The organism is Amphritea pacifica (genome assembly GCF_016924145.1).
GTDB lineage: Bacteria > Pseudomonadota > Gammaproteobacteria > Pseudomonadales > Balneatricaceae > Amphritea > Amphritea pacifica.
Genome location: NZ_JAFFZO010000005.1, coordinates 39862 through 52993 on the forward strand (window position 1 = coordinate 39862; position 13132 = coordinate 52993).

At 49.4% G+C, this 13132-nt stretch carries 12 protein-coding genes; 9 read left to right on the plus strand and 3 right to left on the minus strand.

All coding sequences use genetic code 11. The features are described 5' to 3' along the window. Positions 1-38 precede the first annotated feature (38 nt). Entirely contained in the window at positions 39-941 is a 903-nt protein-coding gene (locus JW499_RS03500) for a porin (RefSeq protein WP_205209294.1), read from the plus strand. Positions 942-1153: 212 nt separating this feature from the next. After that, positions 1154-1852 carry an MlaA family lipoprotein gene (locus tag JW499_RS03505; protein ID WP_205209295.1) on the plus strand — a complete coding sequence of 233 codons (699 nt, stop codon included), beginning with the start codon at positions 1154-1156 and terminating at the stop codon, positions 1850-1852. Positions 1853-2186: 334 nt separating this feature from the next. Here JW499_RS03505 and JW499_RS03510 read toward each other — a convergent pair whose 3' ends face one another. The 3 genes from JW499_RS03510 to JW499_RS03520 all read right to left on the minus strand — a co-directional run bounded on the left by JW499_RS03510 (position 2187) and on the right by JW499_RS03520 (position 5522). Then, complete coding sequence (locus JW499_RS03510) at positions 2187-3008, minus strand: LuxR C-terminal-related transcriptional regulator (RefSeq protein WP_205209296.1); 822 nt, start codon at positions 3006-3008, stop codon at positions 2187-2189. A gap of 205 nt (positions 3009-3213) precedes the next feature. Further along, a complete protein-coding gene (locus JW499_RS03515) occupies positions 3214-4593 on the minus strand; it encodes an aspartate aminotransferase family protein (RefSeq protein WP_205209297.1) in 1380 nt (459 codons plus the stop codon). Positions 4594-4814: 221 nt separating this feature from the next. Further along, the gene (locus JW499_RS03520) at positions 4815-5522 is read right to left on the minus strand and encodes a GntR family transcriptional regulator (protein WP_205209298.1); all 708 of its coding nucleotides are present in this window, start codon (positions 5520-5522) and stop codon (positions 4815-4817) included. 246 nt (positions 5523-5768) lie between these two features. Here JW499_RS03520 and JW499_RS03525 point away from each other — a divergent pair, with 246 nt between their 5' ends. The 7 genes from JW499_RS03525 to JW499_RS03555 all read left to right on the plus strand — a co-directional run bounded on the left by JW499_RS03525 (position 5769) and on the right by JW499_RS03555 (position 13130). Next, the gene (locus tag JW499_RS03525) at positions 5769-7112 is read left to right on the plus strand and encodes a glutamine synthetase family protein (RefSeq protein WP_416135397.1); all 1344 of its coding nucleotides are present in this window, start codon (positions 5769-5771) and stop codon (positions 7110-7112) included. A 270-nt stretch (positions 7113-7382) separates the two neighbouring features. Further along, on the plus strand, positions 7383-8474 hold the full coding sequence (locus JW499_RS03530) for a polyamine ABC transporter substrate-binding protein (protein WP_205209299.1): 1092 nt from the start codon (positions 7383-7385) through the stop codon (positions 8472-8474). Positions 8475-8630: 156 nt separating this feature from the next. Next, positions 8631-9812, plus strand: a complete 1182-nt coding sequence (locus tag JW499_RS03535; RefSeq protein ID WP_205209300.1) for an ABC transporter ATP-binding protein — start codon at positions 8631-8633, stop codon at positions 9810-9812. Beyond that, positions 9809-10765, plus strand: coding sequence for an ABC transporter permease subunit (locus tag JW499_RS03540; protein WP_205209301.1), 957 nt, complete (start codon positions 9809-9811; stop codon positions 10763-10765). Before JW499_RS03535 ends, JW499_RS03540 begins: the two co-directional genes overlap by 4 nt. Continuing rightward, positions 10765-11580: an ABC transporter permease subunit gene (locus JW499_RS03545; RefSeq protein WP_205209302.1), complete on the plus strand. Its 816-nt coding sequence runs from the start codon at positions 10765-10767 to the stop codon at positions 11578-11580. Before JW499_RS03540 ends, JW499_RS03545 begins: the two co-directional genes overlap by 1 nt. 65 nt (positions 11581-11645) lie before the next feature. Beyond that, a complete protein-coding gene (locus JW499_RS03550; protein ID WP_205209303.1) occupies positions 11646-12362 on the plus strand; it encodes a glutamine amidotransferase-related protein in 717 nt (238 codons plus the stop codon). 60 nt (positions 12363-12422) lie between these two features. Further along, positions 12423-13130, plus strand: coding sequence for a type 1 glutamine amidotransferase (locus tag JW499_RS03555; RefSeq protein ID WP_205209304.1), 708 nt, complete (start codon positions 12423-12425; stop codon positions 13128-13130). Positions 13131-13132: the final 2 nt, after the last annotated feature.

The following is a 13132-nucleotide window of genomic DNA, read 5'->3' on the forward strand; positions in this document are numbered from 1 at the left end:
TAACTACTAGTACGTTAAATATTGAAGGGGAAATGTTAATGAAAAAGTCAATTATCGCTCTGGCTGTTGCTGGTGCTCTGACTGCTCCAATGGTTGCTCAAGCAGATGCTACTCTGTACGGCTCACTGCGTATTAAAGCTCAGAAGCTTGAAGGTACTTCTCACGATAACCTGAACGTGACTGATAACTCTTCACGTATCGGTATCAAAGGCAGCTCTGAGCTGTTCAATGGCGCTACTGCTTTCTTCCAGTTTGAGCAAGCTGTAAGCACTGATACTGGTGCATGGAATGGCGGACGTCTGGGTAACCTGGGTGTTAAAGGTGATTTCGGTACGGCTATCTTCGGTCGCATCTGGACTCCTTACTACAGCTTCACTGGTGCTCCAACTGATATCCTGGACAACGCTACTTCTGCATCTTCTACTTATGTAATTAATGCACACCGTGCGTCTGACGTGATTGCGTACGTCTCTCCAGACATGGGTGGTCTGACTCTGGCTGCTGCAGTTCTTCCAACTGATAAGGGTGCAGCTGATGACGAAACTCTTGATATTAAACACGTAGCTGCTAACTATGCAATGGGTGGTTTCACTGCTGGCGTATCTTACCTGGGCTTCCCTGCTGCTGATGTTGATGTAATGTCTGCAGCTCTGTCTTACACTGCTGGTGATTTCTACGTAGCTACTCGTTATGAAAATCGTGATGCTGGTGTAAACGGTCCAACTGAAGAAGATGCTTACGAAGTAGCAGGTTCTTACACTATGGGTAACACTACTCTGCTGGCTAACTTCATCAATGACGATGATAACGTTGATGATGTTATCTCTGTTGAAGTACAGCAGAAACTGGGCAAGCAGGCTCGTGCTTTCGCTGCAATCATCGATTCTAACGTCGCTGACGGTGGTGACGGTTTCGAAGTTGGTTACCGCGTAGACTTCTAATAGCTGCCTTTCTGGTAAGCTGATATAAAAAAGGTCCTTCGGGACCTTTTTTTGTACTTCCATTTTTTTCTGAATCGGAATGCCTGATATATCATGCTTATTTGTTGGTTAGTTATAATCTTCCGTAATTTTGTGTTCTTTTCGGATTAGCAATCTATTTTGTTGTGGTGCACAATGCAGTCTGTAGATTGTCAGTTTTAGGAATGCCCAACATGCACGCAATTAAAACTTTGTCCCTTTCCATCTTGCTTGGTTGTTTTTCGCTACCCGCACTTGCCGAAGATCCGGCCGATGCAGATCCCTGGGAAGGCTTTAACCGCGCTGTATTTAGTTTTAATGACACTCTTGACCGTTACGCATTAAAACCTGCTGCTAAGAGCTATAAGGCGATTACACCAGATATTATTGAAACCGGTGTTAGTAATTTCTTTGGTAATCTGTCTGATGTTGGCAGCATGCTGAATAACGTGCTGCAGCTAAAGGGAGGTGCTGCAGGGCAGGATTTTGGTCGGATAATGTTTAATTCGACAGTAGGGCTGGGTGGCATTATTGATGTGGCGACGCCCATGGGGCTGCCGGAGCATAATGAAGACTTTGGTCAGACGCTGGGTTATTGGGGAATGGAAACGGGCCCTTATCTGGTGCTACCACTGTTAGGCCCCTCCAATATCCGTGATGGTCTTGGTCTGATACCGGACTCAATGGTTGATCCGGTAGCTGAGGTCGACCCAATCCGCACCCGTAATCAGCTTTATGGGCTGCGTATTATTGATACCCGGGCGGGCTTGCTGGCCGCGGAAGAGTTGCTTACCGGAGATCGTTACACCGCGATGCGTGATGCCTATCTGCAGCGACGGGAGTTTCTGGTAAACGATGGCAAGGTGGCCTCGTTTGATCAGGATCAGTTTTGAGAATACTGAGGTTAGTCGCTTTAAATTAGCCGCTTTAAATTAGTTGCTTTATTAGTTACTTTTAAAAGTATGCCCCTGATTGATCGTTATAAATAAATTTAAAAGCCGTCGCTCGTAGCTCGACGTCACAAAAAGCGTGACTTGTTTGTTGCTCGATAAAAGCCTTCTTTTTTAGTATAGGTCTGTATTTGAGTGGTGAGCGCTGTAAGAAAGTTGTTGCAAAGGTTGGGTGCAGGGCAATAAGTCTGAGCAACAAGCAACGGCTTTTTCTGGCGCGGAAAGCGAAGCTTTCCGTCTAACCACTAGCAGGCGCGAAGCGCCGTTCTGGCAACTTTTATACATTAGCCGTTGGATCCAGCTCTTTCAGGTGGGCCAGGAATAGTGTGAAGATGTCTGACTGGGTGGAGGTGTTTAGTCGGGTGTGGATATTCTTACGATGTACTTTTACCGTACCCAGGCTGATATCCAGCATATTCGCTATAGCCTTAGATGAATGCCCCTGCAGAATGAGTCCCGCAATCTGCTGCTCTCTTGGCGTGAGTACGCCGCTGCCAAAGGTGCTGATCGCCTGATTCATTGCGCCCTCTGATTTTTCGTATTGAACAAACTCCTGCGACTGCGACAACCAGAACTGACGAATAATCGATTTGATCACCGGGTAGATATTATTCAGACGACTGAGTTCGGCCCGGGTAATGGTGCCGCGGCTGGTTCTGCGCCCGAGTGAGATAGCGCAGCTGACCTTAGGGTCGAGTTCAATGACCAGATTGATCTCATCAATCAGATCAAACTCTTTATAGCAGCTTTGGTAGTACTTAGTGGTTTCAAAGCTGTCGGGTGCGATGTCGATCAGCCGGCTGACGCCCTCTCCAAGGGTACCGCTGCGGATCGCATTAAACAGAGGATCCAGAATATAGGCCCGGTTGATATAGTTGTGCAGCGTCAGGCTTTGCTCTGCAGGGTTGGTGGGGTGAAGAATTAAGGGTTTAAGTGATTTCCTGAAAGTCACTACCAGCATCGTGTCGAAATGGCACTGTGTGGCGAGAAATTTTTCCAGCATCCCGCCAAAGCTGGGCAGGCGTATGGTGTCGATAACAGCAGCAAGTTCCTTTTGCCAGTTTTCAGATGCGTTGTGCTGTGCACTTATACTTTGCATAGCCTGGCTCCTGCGCTGGTCGTTAAAACAGAATAAAAAGATCCGGCTGCATCTGTCAGTTAAGCTGAGCTTATGACAGATGTCTGGGATCGACGCCGGTAATGCCGATCCACTGCAGCCGGATAAGGGCGGTCAGGGTGTTCTGCCACTGACCTTTGCCTGTATAACGATAGTGAAAGAATTACACAGGTAAAACGGGTGATGATTAGCTGACTGACTTAAGCGTCAGGTCAAAGCACAGACGGACTTTTTCACACAGCTCATCCGCTTCTGCATGGCTGATAACCAGCGGTGGTGACAGAACCATCCGGCTGCCAACTGCACGCATAATCAGACCGTTGTTAAAGCAGTGATCGCGACAGACCATGCCGATATCGACTGTGTCACCAAACAGCTCTTTCGGATCTTTGCTTTTTACCAAGGCAAGACCTGCAATCAGACCGATACCTTCGATATGGCCTACCAGTGGATGATCCGCAACCGCTTCACGTAGTTTTTTCTGGAAGTAGGGGCCGATATCCTTGGCTACATATTCAACGATGTTCTCTTTTTTCATCAGTTGGATATTGGCTATGGCAACCGCCGCGGCAACCGGGTGACCGGAGTAGGTAAAGCCATGGTTGAAGTCCTCATTGTGCTCGATGAATGCGTTGGCGATACGGTCGCCAACTGCTACGGCAGCAATGGGCAGATAACCAGAAGAGAGGCCTTTAGCCATCGACATAATGTCAGGTTTAAAGCCCAGGGTTTCACAGCCAAACCAGTTGCCCGTGCGGCCAAAGCCGCAGATGACTTCATCTGCCGCCAGCAGAATATCGTATTTATCACAAACCTTCTGAATTTCTGTCCAGTAGTTCGCTGGAGGAACAATGACGCCTCCGGCACCCTGAATAGGTTCGCCGACGAAGGCGGCAACATTATCAGGCCCCACCTCGAGGATTTTATCTTCCAGCGCTTTGGCGCAGGCGATGCCGAACTCTTCTTCGGTCATATCACCGGCTTCGCCGTACCAGTATGGCTGGCGGATGCGGGCGATGTTTGGCACCATCGGGCCGCCCTGCTTGTGCATTCCTCCCATGCCTCCGAGGCTGGTGCCGCCAATAGTACTGCCGTGATAAGCATTTTCACGGGCGATAAGGATGTTGCGATATGGCTTACCTTTGATGGCCCAGTACTGGCGAACCATGCGGATAATGGTATCGATCGCTTCAGAGCCTGAATTGGCAAAAAAGATATGGTTCAGGTCATAGGGGGTGACACTGGCGATCTCTTTGGCTAACTGCGCAGCGGGTGCATGGGTTGTCTGAAAGAAGGTGTTGTAATACGCCAGTTGCTTCATCTGACTGTTGGCCGCTTCAATCAGTTCGGAGCGGCCATAGCCCATATTGACACACCACAGGCCAGCCATACCGTCGAGAATCTTATTGCCTTCACTGTCCCACAGATATATGCCTTCAGCGTGGGTAATCACCCGTGCTCCCTTCTTGTTCAGTGCACCGGTGTTGGTAAAGGGATGCATATGGTGTTCGGCATCGATGGTCTGTACGTCCGCTGTGTTTACTGAAGTGCTGTTATTTTCGAGCATTGACTCTCTCCCAACCTGTCACCGGGTGTGAACAGTTGCCGGTGAATAAATAAAACGATCAAAAGATTTGAGGCTAAATCAGACTTAAATCTATTTTGTGATCACTATTTTGTGATCACAAAAAGATAAAGTCAACAAAAAAGCCGCAAAAGTTTTGAACTGTCTTTAGCGGCTTTTAAGGGGGGGCTGTTTATGAGTAAAGAAAGAGGTGGAGTTAAAACTCAGTGGCCTGAGTTTTCAATGAAGGTGTGCAGCATCTCCGGGGTTCCGGCAAACGCAATCCCTTCGCGGATATCGGCAGCGATAGCCATCTGCAGGGCATAGGCATCTTTGCGTTCGATAGCGGACATCGCCTCATTGTGCCGGTCTACCAGATAGTGCTCCTCCAGTTCGCTGGTCGCCATGCGCATAAAGGGGCCCAGCTGCAGCCAGAGGCTTTCAATCAGTGGCAGGGTTACCTGATGAGGATTGGCAGTATAGAGTGCGCGGTGAAAGTTCTGGTTGAGGATGCTGATCTGGCTGAGGTTGTCGTCCTCCTGTGCCTGATCGATCAGGCTGTCCAGTGAACGCAGCTGCTCCAGCCGGTCATTATCAATATAGGGTAGTGCCCGGGCAGCCGCGTGAGATTCAATGGCTATCCTGGCTTCACAGAGCTCATTGAACTTCATTGCTGTCATTTTTGGCACCATCACTCTGCGGTTGCCCTGAATTTCCAGTGCATTTTCGGCCGCCAGTTGTCGCAGGGCTTCCCGGACAGGCATAGGGCTGACATCAAGGATGCCGGCCAGTTCACGAATGGTAACCACCCTCCCGGGGAGGATCTCACCGTACATCACTGCGTTACGCAGAGTCTGGTATACCCATTGGGTGATAGTTACAGACTCATCACGTTCAGTTAATGTTATTTTTATCGGAGATTTCTTGTCCATAATCAACGTTGGTTCTGGCCTTGTTCTCTTGGGAACCTCTTAGCAGGTTCTCTTATTAGTAATGCGATCATTAAATAGGTTACATGACATTTTTAACAGATGTCGATATTGACCGCCATAAAAAAATGTGATCACATTACTTTATTCTTTGTGATCACAAAAGCATGTAGGTTAAGCTAAACTGATTGCAACAGTATGTTGTGACCCACCAGCGTGTGGGGATGAAAGATTTCGAGTGAGAATCTTATGATGTTTAAGAAAGAGAAAGATAAAGAGTTTGATCTGTTTATAGCTGACCTGAATGGCAATTTGCGGGGTAAGCGGCTGCCGGCGAGTGCAGCGGTTAAAGTATTTGAAGAGGGTGTTAAGCTGCCGCGTTCAGTGCTTGGTTTCGATTTCTGGGGGGACGATGTGCTGGATAATGGTCTGGTGTTTGAGACCGGCGATATGGATGGTATCTGTATGCCTGTGGGTGACCGGCCAATACCCGTCCCCTGGGCTGAAGAGCCAAGGGACCAGATTCTGGCAATGATGTCTAACCCCGATGGGACACCGTTTGGTTGTGATCCTCGCCAGGTGCTGGCCGGTGTTGTGAAGCGTTTTAAGGCAATCGGTCTGACTCCCGTTATGGCGACCGAGCTCGAGTTTTATCTTATGGACGGAGAGTCTGAAGAGACTCAGCGTCCGCAACCACCCATTCTCTCTGAAGGCCATGGCCGTCGTCTCAGTGAAACTGACTGTTATTCCATTGATGAGATGGATGGTCTGTCCTCTTTCTTTGCCGAAGTACGTGAAGTTTGTGAGATTCAGGGGGTTCCGGCGGATACCATTATTTCTGAACTGGGGCCAGGCCAGTTTGAGATTAATCTGCTGCACGTTAATGATCCGCTGATGGCGGGTGATCAGGCGATTATGTTTAAGCGTCTGATTAAAGGGATCTCCCGTAAACATGGCTACTCTGCCACCTTTATGGCGAAGCCTTATTCGGATAAGAGTGGTAATGGCTTCCATGTTCATTTCAGTCTGCTGGATGAAGCGGGCAATAATGTTTTTGATGATGGTGGCGAAGACGGTACCGATATGCTGAAGAATGCGGTTGCAGGTCTGATGCATACCATGTCTGACAGTATGCTGGTCTTTGCGCCGCATATGAATTCCTATCGCCGTTTCATGGCGGGCGCTCATGCGCCGACGATTGCCACCTGGGGGTATGAGAACCGCACTGTGGCGATCCGGATTCCGGAAAGCCCCTGTGAGGCGCGTCGAATCGAACACCGGGTGTCCGGTGCTGATGCAAACCCCTATCTGGTGCTGGCCGCTATTCTGGCGGGAGCGTTATATGGTATTGAAAACAAGTTAATGCCACCAGCTCCGATAGAGGGAGATGCCTATGCTGACGGAGATCAGGAGATGATTCTGCCGAATAAGTGGGATATCGCTACCGAGCTGTTTGCTGAAAGCGGCGTGCTGAAGGAGTACCTGGGTGAGGAGTTTGTCAGGGTGTTTGCAGCAGCGAAGCGTCAGGAACAGCGGAAACTTAACGAGCAGATCTCTGATATTGAGTATGAGTCATATCTGGGATTGCTTTAAGATATTGATACACAATAATTATTTTCCAATACCTATTGGAGGGTATATAGCTGACAGGGAGGTTGCAGTACATTTTTACTAGTTGCAGAAAATACTGCGACAGTTTGAGAAGCTTAAGCGCTGCCTTCATGATCAGAGGGGGTAGCCATGACAATAACAACAAAAGATGTGGCTCTGATGAACGCCGCTCTGCGGCATCTAAAGAGTTAATGCTGATAGATGGCCAGCACATGCTGCGACATCATAAAGCACCAGAAATGGAGTAATAAAATGAATCCGAAGAAGCTTGGTCTTGCAGTAGTACTGGCTGCGTCTGTTTCCACTACTGTAATGGCTGAAGAGCAGGTTGTTAATTTTTACAACTGGTCCGATTACATCAGTCCTGAGATCCTTGAAAACTTCACCAAAGATACCGGGATCAAGGTTAATTATGACGTTTATGACTCGAATGAGGTGCTTGAAGCGAAGCTGATGTCTGGCGGCACAGGCTATGATGTTGTTGTGCCGACGGGTTCCTTCCTTGAACGCCAGGTGCAGGCCGGAATCTACAGTGAGATTGATCATAGTAAACTGAGTAACTATGGCAACCTTGATCCGGTCATGATCGAGAAAATTACACGTCATGATGCCGGCAATAAGCACAATGTTCCCTATGCCTGGGGAACAATCGGTATTGGCTATAACATCGATATGGTCAAAGAGCGTTTGGGCGATATGCCAGTTGATACACTGGATCTGGTGTTTAAGCCTGAGGTTGCGGCCAAGCTGAAAGATTGTGGCATCACGTTGCTCGATTCTCCGGCTGAAATCGTCTCAATTGCGCTTAACTATCTGGGGCTTGATCCAAATTCTGAGAACAAGGCTGATCTGAAAAAAGCAGAGACTCTGCTGAAATCTGTTCGTGAGAATTATCGTAAATTTGATTCTTCCGCCTATATTTCTGACCTGGCAAATGGTGATAGCTGTGTCGCTGTGGGTTACAACGGTGATGTATTACAGGCTCAGGGCCGTGCTGAGGAAGCGGGCCAGGGAGTGAACATCGGCTATGCGATTCCGAAAGAGGGCACCATGGTATGGTTTGATCTGTTGGCTATTCCTGCCGATGCGCCCCATAAGGATGCGGCTTATAAACTGGTGGATTATATTCTCAGAGGGGATAGCGCTGCATCTATCTCTAACTATGCCTACTATGCGGTAGCCAATAAAGCAGCAGAGCCGATGCTGCTGGAAGAGGTGTCGAATAATCCTGGTATCTATCCATCAGACGAGGTGAAGGCTAATCTGTTTACTCAGAATGCCCATACCGCCAAGTTTGACCGGTTGCTGACCCGCGCCTGGACCGGGATTAAAACCGGCCGTTAAGTCTACCCCTGGCAGGGGCGAGCCTCTGCCAGAGAGATATCGCTTTCAGCAGATGGTATAAACTGCTAACGAGATAGCAGCCCTCCTGAAGGCTTCATAAATAACTCTCTGGGCTCCTGACAGAGTTCAGTATATGAATATGGTATAGGGTGTAGTATGACTTCAACAGTAACAATTGAGCCGCAGCCTGATAGTGTACCTGCGGCATCTCCTCAGACTTCCAAAATGCCTCTTTGGAAGCAGGAGGGGGCAAAACCTTTTCTGCGGATAGAAAATGTCACCAAAAAATTCGGTGAATTTACCGCTGTCGATAATATCTCACTGGATATATATAAAAACGAACTGTTCTGTCTTCTGGGTGGTTCCGGTTCGGGTAAGAGCACCCTGTTGCGAATGCTGGCTGGCTTTGAGTCGCCGACAAGTGGCCGGATTATCATTGATGGAGTTGATATGGCGGGTATTCAGCCATGGAAACGTCCGGTGAATATGATGTTTCAGTCCTATGCCCTGTTTCCACATCTGTCGGTTGAAGAAAATGTAGCCTTCGGTCTGAAGCGTGAAGGGCTGGATCGCTCAGAGGTTAAGCAGCGTGTGGCAGAGATGCTGGAGATGGTGCAGCTGGGGCATCTGGGTAAGCGCAAGCCAGATCAGCTTTCCGGAGGTCAGCGGCAGCGTGTGGCTCTGGCCCGCTCTCTGGTTAAACGGCCTAAGCTGTTGCTGCTGGATGAGCCGCTGGGCGCTCTGGATAAAAAGTTGCGCGAGGAAACTCAGTTTGAGCTGATCAATATTCAGGAGGAACTGGGAGTAACCTTTGTGGTGGTAACCCACGATCAGGAAGAGGCGATGACGCTGGCCAGCCGGATCGGTGTCATGAATCATGGTGTGATTGTACAGACAGCGGAGCCCCATGATGTTTACGAATACCCCAATAGTCGCTTTGTTGCTGAATTTATCGGTTCGGTCAATCTGTTTGAAGGGCGGGTGATTGAGGATCTGCCTGACTCCGTCCGTATCGATTCTAAAGATGCGGGGGCGGTATTGTTTGTTAACCACGGCATCAGCTGTGCGCCGAACCAGAAGGTGCATGTCGCGTTGCGTCCGGAAAAAACGCAGATCAGCAAAGAGAAACCGGAAGGTCAGCAGAACTGCATTAAGGGTGTCATCGAAGAGACCGCGTATATGGGCAGCCTGTCGGTTTATCGGGTGCGCCTGGCGAGTGGTATGGAGGTGCGTGTCACCCAGCCGAACACCACCCGGGATCTGGGTGCCCGGCTGACCTGGAACGATGAGGTTTATCTTTACTGGGATGAAGACAGCAGCGTGGTATTGACATCATGAGTACTCAGACCGGTTCTGCCTGGGTGGAGGGCTCCGGTTCACGCCTGGCAAAGTACAATATTTTTAAACGGTTAAACTGGGGGCGGTTTTCTGTTATCGCAGTGCCTATGCTCTGGCTGGCCGTATTTTTCTTTATCCCCTTTTTGGTGGTGTTTAAGATCTCACTATCAGAAACAGCCATTGCGGTGCCGCCCTATACGGCATTGTTAGACTGGAATCTGGATGAAGCATTTATCAATTTGAAGTTGAATCTGGGGAACTATCTGTTCCTGTTTGAAGATTCGTTTTATATCGATGCTTATCTCAGCTCGATAAAAATTGCAGCGATCTCTACTGTTCTGACGTTGCTGATAGCGTTTCCCATCGCCTATATGATCGCCCGCAGTAAACCAACAACCCGGGCATTGCTACTGTCATTGGTGATTCTGCCCTTCTGGACCTCTTTTCTGTTACGGGTGTATGCCTGGATGGGATTTCTGAAGAAGAATGGTCTGATTAATGAATTTTTACTCAGCACGGGCATTATTGATCAGCCTCTGATTATGTTGCAGACAGACTTTGCCGTTTATGTAGGTATTGTCTATACCTACCTGCCATTCATGGTTTTACCGCTTTATAGTGCTCTGGAAAAGATGGATCTGACTCTGTTGGAAGCTGCTGAGGATCTGGGCTCCAGACCGGCAACCAGCTTCTTTCTGATCACCGTACCGATGGCAATGCCTGGCATTATCGCTGGTTGTATGCTGGTGTTTATTCCCGCGGTTGGTGAGTTTGTTATCCCGGCGTTGCTCGGTGGTTCGGATACGCTGATGATCGGACGGGTATTGTGGGATGAATTTTTCCTCAATCGGGACTGGCCGATGGCGTCAGCGGTTGCGGTTGTGATGCTGATTGTACTGGTGTTGCCGATCATGATGATCCGCAACAGTCAGGGTAAAGAGGAGGCGGTCTGATGAAACGTAGATCTCTGTTTTTAAATACGACCGCAACCATGGGGTTTATCTTTCTGTATGCACCGATGATCGCGCTGGTGGTATACAGTTTTAACAAATCCAAGCTGGTAACGGTGTGGGGTGGCTGGTCACTGAAATGGTATGGCGAGTTGTTCCGCAACGATCAGATTATCGATGCGGCCCTGCTGAGTTTTAAAATCGCCTTTATCAGCGCCAGTGTGGCGGTGGTACTGGGAACGATGGCGGGATTTGTACTGAGTCGTTTCAGACGCTTTCGTGGCAAGATGCTGCTGGCGGGCTGGATCAGCGCGCCACTGGTGATGCCTGAGGTAATAACGGGTCTGTCACTGCTGCTGCTGTTTGTGGCGATGGAAGGGGCGTTTGGCTGGCCTGCAGGACGTGGTACCAGCACTATCATCATCGCCCATGTAACCTTCTGTATGGCCTATGTGGCGGTGATTGTGCAATCGCGGCTGTCCCAGTTGGATGAAACCCTGGAAGAGGCAGCGATGGATCTGGGTGCAAAACCTTCATCGCTGTTCTTTCTGGTGACGCTGCCGCTGATTATGCCTGCGGTGATCTCCGGCTGGCTGTTGTCTTTTACTATGTCGCTGGACGATCTGGTTATCGCCAGTTTCGTCTCTGGTCCGGGTAACAGTACGCTGCCGATGGTGATCTTCTCCAAAGTGCGTCTGGGTGTATCTCCTGAAGTTAACGCACTGGCTACACTGATGATTGCCGTGGTTGCAATCGGAGTGACAGCTGCGATGTATCAGATGCGACGGCAGGCAAAGCTGCTGGAGAAGCAGGGGTAGTTACGGGCTTTATGTCAGCGCCCACGCTGAGTGGGCGCTTTGGTTTTGAGGGTAAGTAAACGATTATGAAAATAGGTATTCTGGCAACCGGTATTACACCGGATGAGCTACTGGCCCAGTATGGCTCTTATGCGGATATGTTTAAGCAGCTGTTTGCACTGGTCAATGCGGACTTTACATACGACGTATTTGATGTGCGCGATGGGGTTTTTCCTGATAGCGCAGAACAGTGTGACGGCTGGGTGATTACCGGGTCAAAGTTTAACGTCGACGAGAACCGCGACTGGATGCAAAAGCTTAAACAGCTGATTCTGGAGATCGATGCCTGCAAGCGGCCTTTGCTGGGTATCTGTTTCGGTCATCAGATTATCGCTGAAGCCTTTGGTGGCAAGGTTGAACCCTATCAGGGTGGCTGGGGTGTCGGGCTGCACCGTTATCAGCTACTCGGTGACAACGCTTTTATAAAAGATGGCGCCGGGTCGTTCGCTATCAGTGCAATGCATCGCTATCAGGTGACTGAAAAACCAGACAATGCCAGAACCTTTGCTCAGTCCGATTTCTGTCAATATGCGGGGCTGGTGTATGGCGACAATATTCTGACTGTGCAGGCGCATCCTGAATTTAATCTGCAATATGAAACGGACCTGGTGACGATACGTAAGGGAGCTGTGATCCCGGATGATATCGCCGAAGCCGGACTGGCACAGTTGCAGGCAAGTAATGCTGCGGCCGATTCAAAGCGTGTCGCACGCTGGATGTACGATTTTATAACCGCGTCATAAGGGCGGATCTTTTCTACTAAACCGCTGTCTACAGCGTTTTTTTTATATGGAGTAGCTAGGATGAAAATAGGTATTCTGGCGGCGGGAACTAATAGTGGTGTTCTGCTGGAGCAGTTCGGCTCATTTGCGTTCATGACTGAGCAGATGCTTGCGGACGCTCAGTTTAGTTTTCATCAGTGGGATGTCAGGCTGGGTGAGTTTCCCCAGTCAGTGCATGAGTGTGATGGCTGGGTGATTACCGGCTCACCCTTTAGTGCTTATGAACCACTGGAGTGGATCGCTAACCTGGAATCCCTGGTGAGAGCGATCGATCAGGCGGGTATGCCGCTGATCGGTATCTGTTTCGGGCATCAGTTGATCGCTCAGGCGCTGGGCGGGGTTGTCTCTAAGGCAGATGCAGGCTGGGGTCTCGGCGTAGATACTTATCAGCCTACGCAAGCCGGTCAGGCGGTGTTAGGTAGCGAACCAGTGCGTTTGCACATTATCCATCAGGATCAGGTTATACAGTTGCCAGCGCGGGCTGAGATACTGGCCACGTCTGCCTTTTGTCAGTATGGGGTACTGCGTTATGGTTCCCACATTTTTACCGTGCAGGCACATCCGGAGTTTAGTCGTGAATATATGCTATGCGAGCTGCCTGCCATTGTGCCGGAGTATCTGACTGCTGCTGATGCTGAGAAAGGGCTGAAATCACTTGAGCGTTATGAGGCTGATTCAGCGCCGGTGGTTGATGCGATCATCCGTGTATTGACGGGTAAATCGCTGTAATA